Origin of the sequence: Actinomadura sp. 3N407 (assembly GCF_052245875.1) — a bacterium.
In the GTDB taxonomy this organism is placed as follows: domain Bacteria; phylum Actinomycetota; class Actinomycetes; order Streptosporangiales; family Streptosporangiaceae; genus Spirillospora.
In genome coordinates, this window is sequence record NZ_JBQQBP010000003.1 from 583816 (window position 1) to 603941 (window position 20126).

Annotated in this window: 18 protein-coding genes; 6 read left to right on the forward strand and 12 right to left on the reverse strand. The window is 69.9% G+C overall.

Features of this window, described 5'->3' with window-relative positions; genetic code table 11:
* Positions 1-40: 40 nt before the first annotated feature.
* Complete coding sequence (locus ACTWPP_RS10455) at positions 41-673, forward strand: endonuclease (RefSeq protein WP_443103954.1); 633 nt, start codon at positions 41-43, stop codon at positions 671-673.
* 19 nt (positions 674-692) lie between these two features.
* Here ACTWPP_RS10455 and ACTWPP_RS10460 read toward each other — a convergent pair whose 3' ends face one another.
* The 4 genes from ACTWPP_RS10460 to ACTWPP_RS10475 all read right to left on the reverse strand — a co-directional run bounded on the left by ACTWPP_RS10460 (position 693) and on the right by ACTWPP_RS10475 (position 4234).
* Positions 693-2102, reverse strand: a complete 1410-nt coding sequence (locus ACTWPP_RS10460; protein WP_443103955.1) for a TerD family protein — start codon at positions 2100-2102, stop codon at positions 693-695.
* A gap of 138 nt (positions 2103-2240) precedes the next feature.
* Positions 2241-3290, reverse strand: a complete 1050-nt coding sequence (locus ACTWPP_RS10465) for a lipoate--protein ligase family protein (protein ID WP_443103956.1) — start codon at positions 3288-3290, stop codon at positions 2241-2243.
* Between the two features lie 124 nt (positions 3291-3414).
* Complete coding sequence (locus ACTWPP_RS10470) at positions 3415-3783, reverse strand: DUF4180 domain-containing protein (protein ID WP_443103957.1); 369 nt, start codon at positions 3781-3783, stop codon at positions 3415-3417.
* On the reverse strand, positions 3776-4234 hold the full coding sequence (locus ACTWPP_RS10475; protein ID WP_443103958.1) for a helix-turn-helix domain-containing protein: 459 nt from the start codon (positions 4232-4234) through the stop codon (positions 3776-3778). The genes ACTWPP_RS10470 and ACTWPP_RS10475 overlap by 8 nt, the downstream gene beginning before the upstream one ends.
* Positions 4235-4353: 119 nt before the next feature.
* Here ACTWPP_RS10475 and ACTWPP_RS10480 point away from each other — a divergent pair, with 119 nt between their 5' ends.
* Entirely contained in the window at positions 4354-5319 is a 966-nt protein-coding gene (locus tag ACTWPP_RS10480; RefSeq protein ID WP_443103959.1) for a pirin family protein, read from the forward strand.
* A gap of 219 nt (positions 5320-5538) precedes the next feature.
* Complete coding sequence (locus ACTWPP_RS10485; protein ID WP_443103960.1) at positions 5539-6264, forward strand: DoxX family protein; 726 nt, start codon at positions 5539-5541, stop codon at positions 6262-6264.
* A 60-nt stretch (positions 6265-6324) separates the two neighbouring features.
* Here the strand turns inward: ACTWPP_RS10485 and ACTWPP_RS10490 are convergent, their stop codons facing one another.
* The 3 genes from ACTWPP_RS10490 to ACTWPP_RS10500 form a co-directional block, all read right to left on the reverse strand.
* A complete protein-coding gene (locus tag ACTWPP_RS10490) occupies positions 6325-9135 on the reverse strand; it encodes a vitamin B12-dependent ribonucleotide reductase (protein ID WP_443103961.1) in 2811 nt (936 codons plus the stop codon).
* A 120-nt stretch (positions 9136-9255) separates the two neighbouring features.
* A complete protein-coding gene (nrdR, locus tag ACTWPP_RS10495) occupies positions 9256-9729 on the reverse strand; it encodes a transcriptional regulator NrdR (protein ID WP_443103962.1) in 474 nt (157 codons plus the stop codon).
* Between the two features lie 459 nt (positions 9730-10188).
* Positions 10189-10524, reverse strand: a complete 336-nt coding sequence (locus ACTWPP_RS10500; RefSeq protein WP_443103963.1) for a LysM peptidoglycan-binding domain-containing protein — start codon at positions 10522-10524, stop codon at positions 10189-10191.
* Between the two features lie 175 nt (positions 10525-10699).
* On the opposite strand from ACTWPP_RS10500, the gene lexA reads away from it, so the two are divergent.
* On the forward strand, positions 10700-11398 hold the full coding sequence (gene lexA / locus ACTWPP_RS10505) for a transcriptional repressor LexA (RefSeq protein ID WP_443103964.1): 699 nt from the start codon (positions 10700-10702) through the stop codon (positions 11396-11398).
* 55 nt (positions 11399-11453) lie between these two features.
* On the opposite strand, the gene leuS is transcribed toward lexA, so the two are convergent.
* Positions 11454-13952 (reverse strand): leucine--tRNA ligase, encoded by a 2499-nt coding sequence (gene leuS, locus ACTWPP_RS10510; RefSeq protein ID WP_443104012.1) that lies wholly within the window; start codon positions 13950-13952, stop codon positions 11454-11456.
* Positions 13953-14103: 151 nt separating this feature from the next.
* The gene (locus ACTWPP_RS10515) at positions 14104-14682 is read right to left on the reverse strand and encodes a hypothetical protein (RefSeq protein ID WP_443103965.1); all 579 of its coding nucleotides are present in this window, start codon (positions 14680-14682) and stop codon (positions 14104-14106) included.
* A 267-nt stretch (positions 14683-14949) separates the two neighbouring features.
* Here ACTWPP_RS10515 and ACTWPP_RS10520 point away from each other — a divergent pair, with 267 nt between their 5' ends.
* Positions 14950-16494, forward strand: coding sequence for a long-chain-fatty-acid--CoA ligase (locus ACTWPP_RS10520; RefSeq protein WP_443103966.1), 1545 nt, complete (start codon positions 14950-14952; stop codon positions 16492-16494).
* Positions 16495-16561: 67 nt separating this feature from the next.
* On the opposite strand, the gene ACTWPP_RS10525 is transcribed toward ACTWPP_RS10520, so the two are convergent.
* Complete coding sequence (locus ACTWPP_RS10525; RefSeq protein WP_443103967.1) at positions 16562-16840, reverse strand: MmyB family transcriptional regulator; 279 nt, start codon at positions 16838-16840, stop codon at positions 16562-16564.
* A gap of 56 nt (positions 16841-16896) precedes the next feature.
* Here ACTWPP_RS10525 and ACTWPP_RS10530 point away from each other — a divergent pair, with 56 nt between their 5' ends.
* Positions 16897-17637 carry an SDR family oxidoreductase gene (locus ACTWPP_RS10530; protein ID WP_443103968.1) on the forward strand — a complete coding sequence of 247 codons (741 nt, stop codon included), beginning with the start codon at positions 16897-16899 and terminating at the stop codon, positions 17635-17637.
* Here the strand turns inward: ACTWPP_RS10530 and ACTWPP_RS10535 are convergent.
* Positions 17619-18467, reverse strand: a complete 849-nt coding sequence (locus ACTWPP_RS10535; protein ID WP_443103969.1) for a helix-turn-helix transcriptional regulator — start codon at positions 18465-18467, stop codon at positions 17619-17621. The genes ACTWPP_RS10530 and ACTWPP_RS10535 overlap by 19 nt on opposite strands.
* A gap of 244 nt (positions 18468-18711) precedes the next feature.
* On the reverse strand, positions 18712-19983 hold the full coding sequence (locus ACTWPP_RS10540; protein WP_443104013.1) for a cytochrome P450: 1272 nt from the start codon (positions 19981-19983) through the stop codon (positions 18712-18714).
* Between the last annotated feature and the right edge of the window lie 143 nt (positions 19984-20126).

Genomic DNA, 20126 nt, shown 5'->3' on the forward strand with positions numbered 1-20126 from the left:
CCGCCGGCTGGGGTAGGCGGGACGGCGGGAGGTACGTGCCATGGACACCGTCGTCAAGAAGCTGCTCCACGAGTCCGGTGAGACGTTCGCCGACGAGGCCGGCATATCCCTGAAGGACCAGCCGGCCGCGCTCTTCAAACTGCTGGTCCTGGCCAACCTGCTGAGCGCGCGGATCTCGTCGGACATCGCTCTCTCGGCGGCACGCGAACTGTTCGCCGCCGGCGGGGGGACGGCACGCGGGATGAGCAAGCTGACGTGGCAGGAACGCGTCGACGCGCTCGGACGCGGCCACTACGTCCGCTACGACGAGAGCACCGCGTCCCGCCTGGGCGACACCGCGCAGATCGTCCAGGACAAGTACAAGGGCGACCTCCGGCGCCTCGCCATCGAGGCCGAACGCGACCCCGGGAAGGCGGCCGACCTGCTGCAGGAGTTCCCCGGCATCGGCCCGACCGGCGTGGACATCTTCTGCCGCGAGGCCCAGTCCATCTGGCCCTGGCTCCGCCCCTACGTCGACGGCCAGGTCAAGAAGGGCGCCGAACGGCTGGGCCTCCCCACCGACGCCGACGAACTCGCCTCCAAGGTCCCCGCCAAGGACATGGCACGGCTGAGCGCCGCCCTGGTGAGAGTGGCCCGCGACAAGAAACTGGCCGACACCGTGAAGGCCGCGTAAAACCGCGGAACGGACGGGTTCAGTTCTTGCCGCGTGAGGCGACCCACTCCAGATTCCAGCCGTATGCCTGGTCGACCGACATCTTCCCCCAGCGCGGACGGCCGGGCGGCGGCAGGATGAAACGTCCTTCACGGCGGACGACCAGTTCCCCGCCCACGTTCTCGATGAGCGCCAGGACCGCGTCACGGGACGCGTCGACACAGTCGTTGATGCGCATGTCGATCGGCGCGGCGCCCTTCGGGTACAGCGTGGCGATCGCGTCCAGGCCGCGGAAGTCGTCGGCGCCGTCGTAGATCTCGGCGAACACCAGGATCCGCTTGAAGTCCGCGGTGTGGTCGAGGTTGATGTGGAGGTTCTCGCCCGTCGCGATCGCCCCGGTGCGGTCGTCCTTGTCGAGCTTGATGAACGGCGCACGTTCCAGCGCACCCATGTCGCCGAGCGCGTGGATGATGCCCTTACGGCCGTCCTGCAGTTCCCAGAGACAGCACAGGTCCAGGTCGAGGTCGTGGCCGCGGCGGCGTTTGCCGAGCAGCCCCTTGGCCACGCCCTCGCGCGCGCTCCAGTTGAGGTTGACCCGCATGTGACCGGACGTCGCGCCGTGCTTGGTGAGCGAAACCGACGGCGCGTTCTTGGTGAGCGAGATCGTGCCGCCCTGCTGCTGCGGCTGCGGCGGAGGCGGAGCGGCAGCGGGCGGAGGCGGCGGAGGCGGAGGCGGAGGCGGTGCGTACTGCCCGCCTGGCGGGGGCGGGGGCGGGGGCGGGGGCGGCGGCGCCGAGAACTGTCCGGGCGGAGGCGGCGCGTACTGCCCGCCGGGAGGCGGGGGCGGTACGTACTGCCCGCCCGGAGGCGGAGGCGGAGCCTGGGGCTGCGGAGGCGCGGGAGGAGGCGGAGCGGTCTCCTCGGCGGGTTCGTCGACCGAGATCCCGAAGTCGGTCGCCAGACCGGCGAGCCCCGAGTCATAGCCCTGCCCGACCGCGCGGAACTTCCACGCGCCCTGCCGCCGGTAAAGCTCACCGAGCACGAACGCCGTCTCCGTGGTGGCCCCCTGGCTGTCGAACCGGGCGACCTCCGCCCCGGCCGCCGCGTCCACCACGCGCACGTACAGGCCCTGGAACTCGCCGAACGTCCCCCCATCGGCGGACGCCGCGATGACGATCCTGTCGATGGCGGGCTCGACGCGGTTCAGGTCGACCGACAGCACGTCCAGGACGGTCGGCCCCCGCTGCTTGCCGTCGTGGCGGACCGCCCCCGAGTTGTGCGCGGGCTGGTTGTAGAAGACGAAATCGTCGTCCGAACGCACCCGGCCGGTCTCCGCCAGCAGAAGCGCCGACGCGTCCGCGTCCGGCATACCCGGACCGCTCTGCCAGCCGAGCTCGACACGGACCGAGGGAACCGGCACCGCGGTGTTGGCGCCCTTCTGCAGCGACATGAACGCTCCTCATCATCGATCGGTGTCCCCAACCTACGGCCAGTCGCGCGCCCCCGCGACCTGCCATGAGAGGAACGACGCACGGAAAGGTCCCGTAGTTCCGTCCCCCCGCCGGCCGCGTCATCGCGCCGGCGCGTCTCACGGGACGCGTGCGGTCCACTCGGGGCTGCCGAACTTGTCCGTGACGTACTTGCCGGCGAGGCGCAGCTCGTCCTCGCCGACCCGGTCGCTCGTCAGCCCGTACCGGCCCCGGAAGTGCCCGATCATCCGGTCGATGATCTCCTCGCGGGGCAGCCCGGTCTGGCGGCGCAGCGGATCGACGCGCTTGACCGCGCTGGCGACCCCCTTGTCGGAGATCTTCTCCCGGCCGATCCGCAGCACCCGCACCATCTTCTCGGCGTCGATGTCGTAGGCCATCGTCACGTGGTGCAGCACCGCGCCCGCGGCGAGCCGCTTCTGCGCCGCGCCCGCGATCTTGCCCTGATCGGAGGTGATGTCGTTCAGCGGCTGGTACCAGGCCCTGACCCCCAGCTCGCCGAGCGCGCCGAGCACCCAGTCGTCCAGGAACGCGTAACTCTCCGCGAACGACATGCCCGCCACCAGCGTCTCCGGCGCGTACAGCGAATAGGTGATCGTGTTGCCCGGCTCGATGAACATCGCGCCGCCGCCGCTGATGCGCCGGACGACGTCCACCCCGTACCGCCCGGCCGCCTCGGCGTCGACCTCGTTGCGCAGCGACTGGAAGCTGCCGATGACGACCGCGGGCGACGCCCACTCCCACACCCGCAGCGTCGGCGGCCGCCGTCCCGCACCGACCTCCTCGGCGAGGACCTGGTCGAGCGCCATGTGCAGGACGGGCTCCTGCGGCGGCTCGTGGATCAGCCGCCAGTCGTGGTCGCGCCAGTCCGACGCCCGCGTGACGGCCCGCCGCACCGCGATCCCCACGGCCTCGGCGGTGATCCCCAGCATCACCGTGTCCCGCGGCAGGCCCGCCTGGACGCGGGCGCCGATCGCCCCCGCGTCGAGTTTCGCGGGCAGGCCGTCCAGGACGGCGTTGATCGCCTCCAGAGCCTCGTCGGGCTCCAGGAAGAAGTCACCACTGATCCTCGGCCCGCGGAGCAGGCCGTCCACCACATCGACGTCGGCGACGACGAGCTTGCCGCCCGGAACCTTGTACTCACCGTGCATCACATACAGGTGAACCCCGCGCGCCCACGCCCGATTCCACGCACCGGAGCCACCGCCTCCGACCTGCGCGGCAGCGCGTTCGGCGCGCCTCCCGGCTCCGCCGCCGCGGAGCCGGGCCGGCCGTTCAGGCGACCGTCCGCAGCCGCGCGTCGAGCGCGTCCAGGTCGGGGACGAACCACACGTGTCCGGCCGAGTTCGACTCGTGGACGAGCGCCTTCAGCGCCGGGCTCGCGGCCACGTGCCCGGAGATGTCGCCGATGACGGCCAGGCGCAGCCGGTAGTTGACGAACTTCTGCATGACCTCGCCGGCGAAGCGGGTGCCCAGGGAGAAGAAACTCTCGTCCAGGCGGCTCGCGGGCACGGCCACCACCTCGGCGCCGAGGAAGACCGCGCCGATCAGGTCCAGTACGTCCTGCGTGGTCGTCACCCGGGGCCCGTCCGGGTCGCACATCAGAACCTGCACCCCGGCCCGCTCCTGCATGACGTCAGTCATCGCCGTCCTCCCTCACGAACAGGTCGTTGTCGTCGCCGAGCACGGCTTCGAGCATCCGCAGCACGTCGGCGGTGGCGGCGGCGCCGCCCAGTATCACGATCTTCATGCGGTTCCACTCCCGGTCGTGAGCGGTCTGTACGCGCAGCTGATGGCCGGGTTCGCCGGTGTTCACGCCGGCCAGGACGAGCGTCCCCAGCCGGTCGGCCGCGGCGCGGTCGATGCCGTCGATCTGCACGATGCTCGACACCTCCACGTGCGCCGCCCCGGCGGGCCGTGACACCGCGGGCCGGTCCCGTCCGGTCAGCTCCTCCAGGTCGGCCTCGGCGATCCGGTACTGCTTGCCGATCCGCACCGCCTTGAGCCGTCCGGCGCGGATGTAGCCGCGCACGGTCCGCACATGGAGGCCGAGATGGTCAGCGACCTCCTCGACCGAGTACATTTTCTCCCTCATCACTCCCTAACCTAAGCGATAAAGGGAAGGATGCGTAATTTAACCGTACAGCAGGTCGGTGCTTGGCGGTCGCGAGCGATAGGGCATCGTAGAAACAGCGGTCGAGGGAAGGTGGCGTGGTGAGCAATCTCGATGTCCGGCCCAAACCGGTCGAGTGCGGCGGGCGGGACGATGCCGCGGGACGGCCCGTACACGAGCTGCTCCCGCCGCGGCGGGTGCCCCTGGGCGAATCCACGGTCGTCCGGCGGCTGCTGCCCAGCCTGGGACGGCGCATGGTGGGCGCCTGGTGCTTCGTCGACCACTACGGACCGGACGACATCACCGACGAGCCGGGCATGCAGGTACCCCCGCATCCGCACATCGGGCTGCAGACGGTCAGCTGGCTGCACGGCGGCGAGGTCCTGCACCGCGACAGCCTCGGCAGCCTGCAGACCGTCCGGCCGAAGGAACTCGGGCTGATGACCGCCGGACGGGCCATCGCGCACTCCGAGGAATCACCGCGCCGCCACTCGCCGATCCTGCACGGCGCGCAGCTGTGGGTGGCGTTGCCCGACACGCACCGGCACACCGAGCCCGCGTTCGAGCACCATGGCGACCTGCCCGTCGTGCGGGGGCCCGGATTCGCCGCCACCGTGATCCTGGGCGAGCTGGACGGGACCGCCTCGCCCGGCACGGCCTTCACGCCGATCATGGGCGCCGACCTGGCCCTCGACGACGGAGCCGACGTCCGGCTGCCGGTCGAACCCGACTTCGAGTACGCGGCGCTCACGATGTCCGGCGTCACGGAGATCGACGGGATGCGCGTCGAACCCGGCTCGATGCTGTACCTCGGGAGCGGCCGCCGCGAGCTGCCGCTGAGGGCCGACGGTGACAGCGGCCTCGTCCTGCTCGGCGGCGAGCCGTTCGAGGAGAAGCTCGTCATGTGGTGGAACTTCATCGCCCGGACGGGTGAGGAGATCGCCCGGGCACGGCAGGACTGGATGGCGGGCGACCGCTTCGGCGCCGTGCGCGGCTATGACGGCGCCCCTCTGCCCGCGCCCACCATGCCCGCCACCCCCCTGAAACCCCGGGGCCGCACCCGCTGACGAACGCGGCCGCCCACAGGACCACCAGCGAGAGCCGCCCCACCCCCCGTCCGGTGCCTCGACGATCGCGCTGCGCCGTGAGCCGGGCGCCCCATGCGCCGTGACCGATAGTCCCGTCCTTGGATCACTTCACCTGGTATGTTCGCGCGATCCGTCCGGCGGACGTCATACTCTCCGTCGAAAACCGGGCCGAATCCCCCCGTCGAAGGAGTCGATGGCATGCGCACACGGCCGCTCTACAACATCGCGGCGGTCCTCGCGCGGGTCGGCGTGGGCGTCGTGTTCATGGCACACGGCTGGCAGAAGATCGAGGCGGGCGTCACCGCGACCAGCCGGTCGTTCGACGACCTCGGCGTACCGCTGCCCACCGCCGCCGCCGTCTACTCCGCGTTCGTCGAACTGCTGGGCGGCGCCGCGCTGATCGCCGGGCTGGGCCTCCCCGTCACCGGAGCCCTGCTGTTCGTGGACATGGCCGGCGCGTTCGTGTTCGTCCACGCCGACGAAGGCCTGTTCCTGGTGGACGGCGCGAACGTCGAGAACGGCTTCGAACTCGTCCTCGTCCTCGGCATGGCCAGCCTCCTGTTCGCCGCGGGCGGCGGCGGCCGGCTGACACTCGACCAGTGGATCGCGCGCAGGCGGCTGCGGCGTCCGGACGGCGAAGGCGACGAGGACGACGCGAAGAGCTTCGTCGAATCGCTCCGCCAGGCGGAGACGAAGCCCATCGCCAAGCCCGCGCGCAAGCCGTCGTCCCCGCGCCACGAGAAGACCCCGGCCCTGCCCGACTCCCCCGAGACCCCCGGCCAGTCCACCGGCGGCGCCCCGAGCCCCGGCGCCAAGAACACCGGTGCCGAGGACGACACGCTCGTGGCCGGGCGCCGCAAGCCCGCCAAGCGCCGCCGCACGACCGGCGGCGAGCCCGACGACGGCGGCACCGGCCCGACCTGAGCGCACACGGCGAAGAGCCCGGCCTCCCCGGCCGGGCTCCCCGTTCCGATCCGCGCCGTACTAGCTGCAGCCGCTCGTGGAGCCGCAGCCTTCGCAGACGTAGCAGCTGCCCGCGGGGCGCATCTTCGTGCCGCAGGTGAGGCACAGCGGCGCGTCCGCGGTGCGGCCCTGGCGGCTCTCGATGACCTCCATGGACGAGTGCGCCTCGCCCGCCGAGGCCGGAGCCGGAGCCGCGGGCCTGGTGATCTCGGCGGACTGCGCCAGCGACTCGCTGTCGACCTCGTCATCGCCGTGCAGGGCCGCGGGGTCCTCCCCGTTGGCCTGCATGGCGCGCTCCCCGGCGGTCAGGATGCCGAGACCCGCACGCTCCTCGTAGGGCAGGTGGTCCAGTGCCAGCCGCCGGAAGATGTAGTCCATCACCGACGTCGCCATGCGGATGTCGGGGTCGTCGGTCATGCCGGCGGGCTCGAACCGCATGTTGGTGAACTTCTCCACCCACGTCTCCAGCGGGACCCCGTACTGGAGGCTGATGGAGATCGCCATGGAGAAGGCGTCCATCACACCGGCGAGCGTGGAGCCCTGCTTGCCGAGCTTGAGGAAGACCTCGCCGACACCGTCGTCCGGGTAGGACGACGCCGTCATGTACCCCTCGGCGCCCGCGACGGAGAAGCGGGTGACGGTCGCGGGCCGCTGCTTCGGCAGCCGCTTGCGCACGGGACGCGGCGTCGCGGCCTCCGCCGGCTCGGCCGCCTCCTTCTTGCCCGCGGCCGACAGCGGCTGGCCCACCTTGCAGTTGTCGCGGTAGATCGCCAAGGCCTTCAGCCCGAGCCGCCAGCCTTCGAAGTACACCCGCTCGATGTCCTCGATGGTGGCCTTCTCCGGCATGTTGACGGTCTTGGAGATCGCCCCGGACAGGAACGGCTGCACGGCCGCCATCATCCGGACGTGTCCCATCGGGCTGATCGCCCGCTCCCCCATCGCGCAGTCGAACACCTCGTAGTGCTCGGGACGCAGGCCGGGGGCGTCCACCACGTGACCGTGCTCGGCGATGTACTCGACGATCGCCTCGATCCGCTCCTGCTGGTAGCCGAGCATCTCCAGCGCGCGCGGGACCGTGTGGTTGACGATCTGCATCGATCCGCCGCCGACGAGCTTCTTGAACTTCATCAGCGCGAGGTCGGGCTCGATACCGGTGGTGTCGCAGTCCATCATCAGCCCGATGGTCCCGGTCGGGGCCAGCAGCGAGGCCTGCGCGTTGCGGTAGCCGTGCTTGTCGCCCGCCTTCAGGCACTCCTGCCACTGCTTCGCGGCCGCGGCGTGGATCGACTTGTCCATGTCGTTCAGCGTGCGGATGCCGTCGTTGGCGGCGGCGTGCTTGCGCATGACGCGCTTGTGACCCTCGGCGTTGCGGGCGTACCCCGCGTACGCGCCGACGACCCCGGCCATCTCCGCGGACCGGCGGTAGGCGACGCCCGTCATCAGCGACGTGATCGCCGCGGCCAGGGACCGTCCGCCGTCGGAGTCGTAGGCGTGACCGGTCGCCATCAGCAGCGCGCCCAGGTTGGCGTAGCCGATGCCGAGCTGCCGGTAGTCGCGGGTCGTCTCCGCGATCTTCTCCGTCGGGAAGTCGGCGAACGTGATGGAGATGTCCATCGCCGTGATGATCAGCTCGGTGAGCTTGACGAACTTGGCGACGTCGAACGTCCCCGCGTCCGTGAGGAACTTCAGCAGGTTGATGCTCGCCAGGTTGCAGGACGAGTTGTCCAGCGACATGTACTCCGAGCAGGGGTTGCTTGCGGTGATACGGCCGGTCTCCGGGTTGGTGTGCCAGTCGTTGATCGTGTCGTCGTACTGGACGCCGGGGTCGGCGCACTCCCACGCGGCCTTGGCCATCAGCCGGAACAGCTCCTTGGCCTTGACCGTCTCCACGACCTCACCGGTCATCCGGGCGCGCAGCCCGAACTCGTCGTCCGCATCGACGGACCGCATGAACTCGTCCGACACCCGGACCGAGTTGTTGGCGTTCTGGTACTGGACGCTGCCGATGTCCTTGCCGCCGAGGTCCATGTCGAACCCGGCGTCCCGCAGCGCGCGGATCTTGTTCTCCTCACGCGCCTTGGTCTCGATGAACTCCCCGATGTCGGGGTGGTCGACGTCCAGCACGACCATCTTCGCGGCCCGCCGCGTCGCGCCGCCCGACTTGATCGTCCCGGCGGACGCGTCGGCGCCGCGCATGAACGAGACGGGCCCGCTGGCCGTGCCGCCGGACGACAGCAGTTCCTTGCTGGAGCGGATTCGGGACAGGTTCAGGCCGGCGCCGGAGCCGCCCTTGAAGATGACGCCCTCTTCCTTGTACCAGTCCAGAATCGATTCCATCGTGTCGTCCACGGACAGGATGAAGCACGCCGAAACCTGCTGCGGGGACTTCGTGCCCACGTTGAACCAGACGGGGGAGTTGAAGCTGAACAGCTGGTGGACCAGCGCGTACTTCAGCTCGTGGTCGAAGATCTCCACGTCCTGGTCGGAAGCGAAATAGCCCTGCTGCAGACCCGTTTCCACGTACATGCGGACGACGCGGTCGACGAGCTGCTTCAAGCTCCATTCGCGCTGCGGCGTGCCGATCGCGCCGCGGAAGTACTTGGACGTCACGATGTTGGCGGCGTTCAGCGACCAGAAGTCGGGGAACTCGACGCCGCGCTGCTCGAAGTTCACCGAGCCATCGCGCCAGTTGGTCATGACGACGTCACGACGTTCCCAGCGCAGCTCGTCGTACGGATGCACGCCGGGTGTGGTGAAAATACGCTCGATCTTCAGCCCCTTGCGGCTCCCCTTGCCGCGTCGTGCCGCCGAGCCGCTCACCGTCTCCGTCATGACCTTCCCCCTCTCGGGCCCTCCCGCCGGGCCCTGCTCAGGAACAACCCCGCCGCCGCACGGACCATGCCCGCGCGGAGACGCTCCTACGTGATCTGCTTGTGTTTCCGGAACCCGTCCCTACCGGGACGGACCGGACTCCCCCGAAAAACCGGCCTTCCGCAGTGTCTCGATCTCCTTGGCGAAGTCGTCCAGCGACTCGAAGCTCCGGTAGACCGAGGCGAATCGCAGATAGGCGACCTCATCGAGTTCGCCGAGCGGCCCCAGGATCGCGAGGCCGATCTCGTGCGAGGGGATTTCGGCGGAGCCGGAGGATCTGATCTCCTCTTCGACCCGCTGCCCCAGCTTCGCGAGCGCATCCTCGTCGACCGGACGGCCCTGGCAGGCCCTGCGCACACCGGCGATGATCTTTTCCCGGGAGAACGGCTCGGTGACCCCGCTGCGCTTGGCCACCATCACGAGCACATTCTCCTGCGTCGTGAATCGCTTGCCGCATTCCGCGCACGACCGGCGGCGCCGAATGGCGGCGCCGTCGTCGGTGGAGCGGCTGTCGATCACTTTGGTGTCAGGGTTGCGGCAGAACGGGCAGTGCACGTCCGAATCCTCCCCTGACAGAAACGCGTCACACCTTCGAACAACGCCATATATGGGTGAAGTACATCGGTGTGACTACTAGATGTTGTGGTCAACCGTACGGCTCGCCGCAGGCGTTCGCAACCTGATCCACTGCCTCCCGCGTCACATCCGGCACGTCCCCCCAGGTCACGTCAGGCCTCTTGGATTTCCTCCCGGGCGTGTCGTCACAGACCGTCCCCGCCGGCGCACTCAACGGCGACAGACTCCCTGGTGAGCCCCCGTGCGGCCGCGAATCAGCCACCCTCTCCCGCCGGCCCTCACCGCCGGGAAAGGCCGCCCGGGAGAGCCGCCCGCCGCACGGCATGGAACCAAGCCCGAGCCGCGCCTCCGGCCGCACCCCCGTACGTGCGCCGAAGGCGGCCCACGACACCCCGGCCCGAACGGCGGCACGGGTCGCCTGCGTCCGCCCGGGACGAATCAGCGGGCAGGGAGGCGGATCTCCTGCCCCGGCCGGACGGTGGGGTCGCCGCCCATGCCGTTGAGGTCGATGATGCGCTGGACGACGAGGCGGGGGTCGGTTCCGGGGTCGGCGTCGGAGGCGATGTCCCAGAGGGTGTCGCCCGGTTCGACCACGACGGTCTCGGCGGTGGTGGACGGGCCCCGGTGGCTTTCCCGCCCGCCGGCGAGGGCGCCGGACCCGACGGTGAGCCAGAGGACCACGAGTGCGACGGCGGCGGCGAACAGGACCAGGACGGCGCGGCCGCGGCGTGTCAGGCGGATCGGGACCCGGTCACTGTGGGGTGAACCCGACATCTCTCCCCTCCTCGACGTCGAATGCATTTTCGATCGAACGCCTGTACGATGTTGTACCAGGGGCCGCCGACAAAAAGCGAGCACATCTTCGAACAATTGTTTGATCATCGGGCCGGGACGCGATAGCGTTCATGACAAGGAGTGACGGATCGAGGCGCCCGGGAGGCGACGAGCGATGAGCAAGGTCCGGGAGCTGCCCGACGGGCCCATGGACGAGACGGGCCTGACGCAACGGCAGCGCATGGTGCTGGAGGTGATCCGCGACTCGGTGCAGCGCCGGGGGTACCCGCCCTCGATGCGCGAGATCGGCGAGGCCGTGGGGCTGACCAGCACCTCCAGCGTGTCGCACCAGCTCCGGGCGCTGCAGCGCAAGGGTTTCCTGCGCCGCGACCCCAACCGGCCGCGGGCGGTGGAGGTCCGGGTGCCCGGGGCGACGCCGGTGCGGACGGACGCGGAGGCCTACGAGGCGGCCGGGGGGCAGCCGGCCTCGGCGCAGCCCGCGCCCGCGTACGTGCCGCTGGTGGGGCGGATCGCCGCCGGTGGGCCGATCCTGGCCGAGGAGGCCGTGGAGGACGTGTTCACGCTCCCCAAGCAGCTCGTCGGCGAGGGCACCCACTTCCTGCTGAAGGTCAGCGGTGACTCGATGATCGACGCCGCGATCGCGGACGGTGACTGGGTCGTCGTCCGGCAGCAGCCGGTGGCCGAGCAGGGCGACATCGTGGCCGCCATGATCGACGGCGAGGCGACGGTGAAGACGTTCAAGCGCCGCGACGGCCACATCTGGCTGATGCCGCAGAACCCCGCCTACGAGCCGATCCCCGGCGACGAGGCCTCGGTGCTCGGACGCGTCGTGGCGGTCCTCCGCAAGATGTGAGACACGCACGGAGACGGCCGCCGGAAAGCCCCGGCGGCCGTCTCCGCGCGCCCGGTCAGCGCTTGGGAACGATGTTGACGATCTTGGGCGCCCGGACGATGATCTTCGCGATCTCGGCGCCGGCCAGGGCGTCCCGGACCTTGGTGGAGTCCAGGGCCAGCCGCTCCAGTTCCTCGTCGGCGATACCGGGGGCGACCTCCAGCCGGTCGCGGACCTTGCCGCCGACCTGGACGACGCAGGTGACCGTCTCCTCCACCAGCAGCGCGGGGTCGGCGGACGGCCAGCCCGCGCGGATGACCGGGGCGGTGCGTCCCATCAGCTCCCACGCCTCGTCGGCGGTGTAGGGGGCGAACAGCGACAGCAGCGTCGCGATCGTCTCGGCGGCCTCGCGGACGGCGGGGTCGCCGGCGCCGGGGCCGGAGTCGATGGCCTTGCGGGTCGCGGTGACCAGTTCCATGATCCGGGCGATCGCGACGTTGAACCGCTGGGTCTCGACCAGGGTGGTGGCCTCGTGGACGGTGCGGGCGGTGACGCGGCGCAGGGCCGTGTCGCCGGACGTGACGTCGGCACCGGGCGCGGAGGAGACCTCGGTGGCGATGCGGTGGACACGGGACAGGAACTTGGACATGCCGTGCGGGGACACGTCCGCCCAGTCGATGTCGTCCTCGGGCGGGCCGGAGAACAGGATGGCCAGCCGGACGACGTCCACGCCGAACTCGCCGATCTGCTCGCCCAAGTCGACGCCGTTGCCCAGCGTCTTCGACATCGCCTTGCCCTGGTTGATCACCTGGCCCTGGTTCAGCAGCCGGCGGAACGGCTCGGTGAAGTCGATCATGCCCATGTCGTACAGGACCTTGGTGAAGAACCGGCTGTACAGCAGGTGCAGGATGGCGTGCTCGACGCCGCCGGTGTACTGGTCGACGGGCATCCACTTGCGGACCTGCTCGACGTCGAACGGACCGCTCTCGTAGCCGGGCGAGCAGTAGCGGAAGTAGTACCAGGACGAGTCGACGAACGTGTCCATGGTGTCGGTGTCGCGTTCGGCGGGGCCGCCGCACTTGGGGCATTCGACGTTGACCCAGTCGGTCGCGGCGGCCAGCGGCGAGGTGCCCTTGGGGGCCAGGTCGGCGCCGCGCAGGCCCTCGGGCAGCGTCACGGGCAGCTGGTCGTCCGGGACGGGGACCTCGCCGCACGCCTCGCAGTGCACGATCGGGATCGGGCAGCCCCAGAACCGCTGCCGGGACACCAGCCAGTCGCGCAGCCGGAAGTTCACCGACGCGCGGCCGGTGCCGCGTTCGGCCAGGATCTCGGTGATGCGGGCGATGGCGCCGGCCTTGGTCAGCCCGTCGATCGGCCCGGAGTTGACGATCGCGCCGTCGCCGGGGGTGGCGACGCCGGTCTCGGACGGGTCGGGCAGCCCGGTCTCGACGACGACGCGGACGGGCAGGCCGAACTTCAGCGCGAAGTCCAGGTCGCGCTGGTCGTGCGCCGGGACGGCCATGATCGCGCCGTGCCCGTATTCGGCCAGGACGTAGTCGGACGCCCACACGGGCAGCCGCTCACCGTTGACGGGGTTGACCGCGTAGCGGCCCAGGAACACGCCGGTCTTCTCACGTTCGGTGGACAGCCGCTCGATCTCGCTCTCGCGGGAGACCTCCTCGCGGTACGCCTCGAACGCGGCCCGGTGGTCGGGGGCGCAGACCTCCTCGGCCAGCGCGGCGTCGGCGGCGACGACCATGAACGTGGCACCGAACAGGGTGTCGGGGCGGGTGGTGTAGACGGTGACGGGCTCGTCGCGCCCCTCGATGACGAAGTCGACGTCGGCGCCGGTGGAGCGGCCGATCCAGTTGCGCTGCATCAGCAGGACGCGCTCGGGCCACTTGCCCTCCAGCTGCTCCATGTCGTCCAGCAGCCGGTCGGCGTATTCGGTGATCTTGAAGTACCACTGGGTCAGCACGCGCTTTTCGACCAGGGCGCCGCAGCGTTCGCAGTGCCCGCCGACGACCTGCTCGTTGGCCAGGACGGTCTGGTCCTTGGGACACCAGTTGACGTGGCCGCCCTTGCGGTAGGCCAGGCCCCGCTCGTAGAAGCGCAGGAACAGCCACTGCGTCCACTTGTAGTACTCGGGGTCGGAGGTGTGCAGGCGCCGCGACCAGTCGAACGACGCTGCGTAGCGCCGGAACGAGGACGCCTGGGTCTCGATGTTGGCGTAGGTCCACTCGGCGGGGTGGGAGTCGCGTTTGATGGCGGCGTTCTCGGCGGGCAGGCCGAAGGAGTCCCAGCCGATGGGGTGCAGGACGTTGAAGCCGCGCTGGAACCAGTAGCGGGCGGGGACGTCGCCGATGCCGAACGCCTCCGCGTGCCCCATGTGCAGGTCGCCGCTGGGGTAGGGGAACATGTCCAGCGCATAGCGCCGTTCGCGGCCTTCGTCCTTCTCGTCGGCCGTGAACGGTTCGAGCTGCGCCCAGCGGGCCTGCCATTTGTCCTGAATCGCCCGCGGATCGTACTGCTCGTCGCTGCTCACGCCTACAACTCCGGTTTCTTGCTCGCTGATTGCAGGGCCCCAGGCCGTCCGCCGACATGAAATGGCCCCTCGCACAGGAGGGGCCACCACGCTGACGTCAGTTCGTCAACGTGGTCGTTCAAGGAGCAGCCTGGCTGACATACATCAAGAGTAGCGCAACCGCAAGCCCTCCCGCCGGGACTTAATGGCCGGATTCCTGGCGGGCCATGGAGACGACGCCGGTCACCTGGACGCGGGTGAGTTCCAGGTCGACGCCGACGGCGGCGAGGGTCTCCTCCTCGGAGGCGCTGAGCCGCCCGTCGGAGAGGGCGATCTCGGCGGCGGCGCGCAGGATGCTCTCGCGCGCCTCGGGGGCGAGAGCCGAGGCGGCGCGGGCCATCTCGACGCGGACCTCGTCGAACGGGCGGCCGAGGTCGGCGTTCAGCGCGGCGTCGTCGTAGCCGGCGACGCCGGCCTGCTGGACGACCGCCACGGCGCGGGAGCGGGCGGACGGGTCGGTGTAGTCGCCGGAACGCAGCACCTGGGCGATGGCCATGCGCAGGAGCATCGCGGGCATCTGGGCGAGCTGCGCGGTGGTCGGCACGTCGAGGACGCCGGGGTTCCAGCGGCTCTTGCACGTGTCGCACTCGATGAACTCACCGCCGATCTTGGTGAGCGGAATGACCGGGATGAAGAACAGAGTGAAGAAGTTGCGCCCCTGCCGGCGCCGGTATTCGCGGTCGCCGCCGCAATCGGGGCAGTGAAAGATCCCCCTGGTCAAGGTGAAGAACATCACGCGAAAGCCAAAGATGATCAAGACATGCACCTTTCTCGGTGGAGCGGCACATGGTAACGGTGCCGCGGCCCGGCATGTGCCGGATCCGCCCGCCCGACGGTCGCCGGTGTCCGCTGACGGCGCGGAAACGGCACGTCGAAGCGGGGCGAAGGATGGCGCGGGCCGAACCCCATGCAGGAGGATGTGCGAAACGCCTCATACACTCGCCGGTAACTAACCGACCGGTCACCTTTCGCGCGAGGAGTGCCACCGATGCTCAACCTGTCCGTGCTGCTGGAGGACGCCGCCAGGGAGACGCCCGACCGCGAGGCGGTCGTGTTCGGCGACCTCCGGCTCTCCTACTCGTTCATCGACTCGGTCGCGAACCAGGTCGCGAACCTTCTGCGGTCGCGCGGCATCGGACCGGGCGACAAGGTGGCGCTGTCCACCCCGAACCTCCCGTACTTCCCGATGGTCTACTTCGGGGCCCTCAAGGCGGGCGCGGTGGTCGTCCCGCTGAACGTGCTGCTGAAGCCGCGGGAGATCACCTACCACCTCGACGACTCCGACGCCAAGGCGCTGTTCTGCTTCGAGGGGACGCCGGAACTGCCGCTCGGCGAGATGGGGTACGCCGGGTTCGAGCAGGCCGGGGGGTGCGAGCACTTCTTCCTGCTGCCCGCCAATCCGGCGGCGGCCGAGTCGCCGATCGAGGGCGCCGAGCTGTTCTGGGCGGCGCTGGCGGGCCAGCCGAGCACGTTCGACCCGGTGCAGACGGAGCCGAACGACACCGCGGTCATCATCTACACCAGCGGGACCACGGGCCAGCCGAAGGGCGCCGAGCTCACGCACAGCAACCTGCTGGCGAACGCGATGGTGGACGACACGCTCTTCTACCGGACCCTGCACGACACGTCTCTGGTGACGCTGCCGCTGTTCCACATCTTCGGGCAGACGTGCGTGATGAACGTCGGCATCTACCGGCGGGCGACGCTGGTCCTGCAGCCGAGGTTCGACGCCAAGCAGGCCATCGAGCTGATGGTCAAGGAGAAGGTGAACATCTTCGCGGGCGTCCCGACGATGTACTGGGGGCTGCTGACCGACGACACGTCCGAGGAGGACATCGCGACGATCCGGGAGAACCTGCGGGTCGCGGTGTCGGGCGGGTCGGCGCTGCAGATGGAGGTCCTCAAGGGGATCAAGCAGAAGTTCGACGTGGACGTGCTGGAGGGCTACGGCCTGTCGGAGACGTCACCGGTGGCCTCGTTCAACCGCCCGGACCGTCCTGCCAAGGCAGGCTCGATCGGCCTGCCCGTCTGGGGCGTCGAGATGAAGCTGATCGACGAGGACTGGAAGGACGTCGAGGGCGAGGGGCCCGGGGAGATCGCCATCCGCGGGCACAACATCATGAAGGGCTACTACAAGCGGCCCGACGCGACCGCGGACTCGATGAAGGACGGCTGGTTCCGCACCGGTGACGTGGCCCGCCGCGACGAGGAGGGCTACTACTACATCATCGACCGCTCCAAGGACATGATCATCCGCGGTGGTTACAACGTGTACCCGCGGGAGATCGAAGAGGTCCTGATGACCCACCCGGAGGTGTCGCTGGCCGCGGTCGTGGGCGTCGAGCACCCCTCGCACGGCGAGGAGGTCAAGGCGTACGTGATCCGGACGCCCGGCGCCGCCGTCACCGAGGACGACCTCATCGCGTGGGGCAAGGAGCAGTTCGCGAACTACAAGTACCCGCGGATCGTCGAGTTCCGCGACGAGCTGCCGATGACCGCCACCGGCAAGATCCTCAAGCGCGAGCTGCGCTGAGACCGGAGCCGGGGCCCGGGTTCTCGGCGCAGGCCGAGCCCCGGGCCTCTGCGTACGGGCCGGGGGTTCAGCGCGGGGCGAGGTCCTGGGTTCCGACGACGCGCAGGAGCTTCAGTGCCTCGTGGGACGGCGTGCCGGGCGCGGCCGTGTAGAGGACGACCTTCTGGTCGCGTTCGGGGACGACGAGGACGTCGCAGTGGACCTCGATCTCGCCGACGACCGGATGCGTCATGCGCTTGGTGCTGTTGCGTCGTACTTCGACGTGGTGACGTGCCCAGAGCCGGCGGAACAGCGCGCTGCCCTCGGTGAGCTCGGCCGGTCGCAGACCCCAGGGTGGTACTGCCAATCCCAGCTTCCGGCGGTCTCTCCTCGTGCGGGACGTGGCCGAGCAGCCTCCATGGCATGACTTCACGAATCGCTCTTATCACGGGAGCCAACAAGGGCATTGGTTTCGAGACCGCGCGGCTATTGGGCGGCGAGGGCATGACCGTCCTCATCGGTGCCCGCTCCGCCGACCTCGGAGAGAAGGCCGCCGCCACGCTGAGCACCGAGGGGATCGACGCCCGGTTCGTCCACCTCGACGTCACCGACTCCGATCTCGTCGAGGCCGCCGCCAAGCAGATCGAGGCCGACCACGGTCGGCTCGACGTGCTGGTCAACAACGCCGGCATCTCGCCCGCCGAGGGGATGGGCGCCCCGAGCGCGACGTCCGTGCGTGCGATGCGCGAGGCGTACGAGACGAACGTGTTCGGCGTCATCGCGGTGACGAACGCGATGCTGCCGCTGCTGCGCCGCTCCCCCGCCGGGCGGATCGTCAACGTCGGCAGCGAACTCGGTTCGCTCGCCGTCATCGGCGACCCGTCCAGCCCATCGTTCCAGATCAACTCGCTGGCCTACCCGTCGTCGAAGACGGCGCTGAACGCGGTCACGGTCGCCTACGCGAAGGAGCTGGCCGGCACGCCCATCAAGGTCAACTCGGCCAACCCCGGATACTGCGCCACCGATCTGAACGCGCACAGCGGGTTCAGGACGCCCGTCCAGGGCGCCACGGAGGTCTTCCTCCTGGCGACGCTGGACGACGGCGGCCCGACCGGGGCGTTCCAGGGCGGCGCGGAGGAGCCGGGTCAGCCCGTCCCCTGGTAGACCTCATCGGCGACGACCTCACGGAGCCGTTTGAGGGCGTCGTGGGACGGCGTGCCGGGCGCGGCCGTGTAGAGGATGACCTGCTGGTCGCGTTCCGGCACGTGCAGGACGTCGATGTACACCTCCAGCGGGCCGACGGCGGGGTGCGTCACCCGCTTGCGGCCGCTCCGCCTGATGCCGACCTCTCCCTCGTCCCAGAGGCGGGCGAAGGCGGGGCTGCGCGCGGAGACCTCGGCGACCAGTTCGGCGATGCCCGGGTCTGCGGGGTAGCGGGCGGACGCGGCCCGCAAGTCCGCCACGGACTCGCGCGCCATCCGCGTCACCTGCTCGTCGGTGCCGTACAGTTCGGCGGCCCGCCCGGTGAACAGCCAGCGGATGACGTTGCGGTCGCGGGAGTCCATGGAGGCGAGGTCCGTCATGAGCGCCAAGGCCAGGGCGTTCCACGCGAGGATGTCATGGCGGGCGTTCAGCACGTAGGCGGGCGTGTCGTCCAGCCGTTCGAGCAGGTGCAGGATGCCTGGCGGGACGTCCCGCGAGGGCCCGCTGGGCGGTTCCGGTGGCTCACCGGCCAGGTAGAAGAGGTGGCCGCGCTCGTCGCCGGTGAGCCTCAGCGCGCGCGCCAGCGCGGCCAGGATCTGCCTGGACGGACGGGGACCGCGGCCCTGCTCCAGCCGGATGTAGTAGTCCACCGACATCCCGGCCAGTTGCGCGATCTCCTCCCTGCGCAGTCCGGGCGTGCGGCGCCGGGTTCCGGACTGGAGCCCGACGTCCGCGGGCTGGACGCGGGCCCGGCGCGAACGCAGGAACGCCGCCATCTCCTGCCTGTCCATGCCGTCCAGCATGTCCGACGAGAGGGAGGCGTCGCCAGGCGCAGGGTGGTACCGCCGATCCCAGTCGGCGGGTCCTCAATTGAACGCGGCGACGCCCGGCTCTGCGCGACCGACCTGAACGGGCACACCGGCCACCGCCCGGCGGTCGTGATCGCGGGCACGGCACCGCCGGGGACGACGGGCCAGCGGGCGTGTTCCTCACCGGCACCGTCCCTGGTAGCTCATCCCGGCCGATGGGGCTTGGTCAGATCGTGTAGGGCAGGCGCTTGATCCCGTTGATGAAGTTGGACTCCAGGCGCTCCGGCTCGGCGGACGCGCGGATCTCCGGCGTCCGGCGGAGCAGTTCGCGGAACATCACGGTGATCTCTCGCCTGGCCAGGTGCGCGCCCAGGCAGAAGTGGGGCCCGGGCCCGCCGAAACCGACGTGCGGGTTGGGGTCGCGCAGGATGTCGAACTTCTCCGGGTCGGTGAACACCGACTCGTCGCGGTTGGCCGACCAGTAGTACATGACGATCTTGTCGCCCTCTTTGATCTGGCGGTCGTTCAGCGTGGTGTCGCGGGTCGCGGTGCGGCGCATCCAGATGACCGGTGACACGTACCGGACGATCTCCTCGATGGCCCCGGGCATGCGGGCGTCGAAGTCCTCGGTGAGCAGTGCCCGCTGGTCGGGGTTGCGGGTGAACAGGTCCAGGCCGTGGGCGATGGCGTTGCGGGTGGTCTCGTTGCCCGCGACGACCAGCAGGATGAAGAACGAGCCGAGTTCCTGGTCGGTCAGCGACTCGCCGTCCTGCCCGTTCTCTCCGCCCGAACCGACCTCGGCGTTCACCAGCGCCGAGGTGAGGTCGTCGGCCGGGTTCTCGCGGCGCTGCCGGCCGAGGTCCTCGACCAGGCCCCTGAGCGTCTCGCCCGCGCCGAGCAGCGCCATCGCCATCTGCTCGGCGTCGCCGGACGGGACGAACTCGGGGTCGTTGCCCGCGAGGATGACGTTCGTGGCGTCCAGGACGGTCTTGTACTGGTCCTCGGCGATGCCCATCATGTCGCAGATGATCTTCAGGGGCAGCCGGGCGGCGACGTCGGAGACGAAGTCGCCCGAGCCGCCGCCCGCCGCCACGTTCTCGACGATCTGGGCGGCGACCGCCTCGACCTGGTCCTCGAACCGCTGGATCATGCGCGGGGAGAACGCCCGGGAGACGATCCGCCTGATCTTGGCGTGCCGGGGGTCGTCCATGCTGATCATGGAGCCGAAGAACTCGTGCATGTCGCCGGGCATGTCCGGGATGCTGATGGCGCCCCTGCCGGAGCAGAAGTCCTGCGGGCGCCGGGACGCCTCGATGATGTCGGCGTGCCTGGTCAGCGCGTAGTAGCCGGGGCCCTGCGGCATGATGACGATGTCGGGTTCCTCGAAGTGCACCAGCTCGGGATGCCGGCGGAGTGCCCTGAACGCCTCGTGCCGGTACTCGTGCGGCTGACGCCAGAACTCCCAGTCGGTCAGGTTGATGTCCTCGACCTTGAGCACGCTGCCCACCACCTCATCACTTCCGAACCCGATTCGGTTTACAGGCAGCCTCTCAAAGTAAAGACGCACGTGCACACTGATCGACCGAGTGACGCCCCTCACATTAGCCGTCCCGCACGACGAGCGGCACGCCGCTCCGCGCG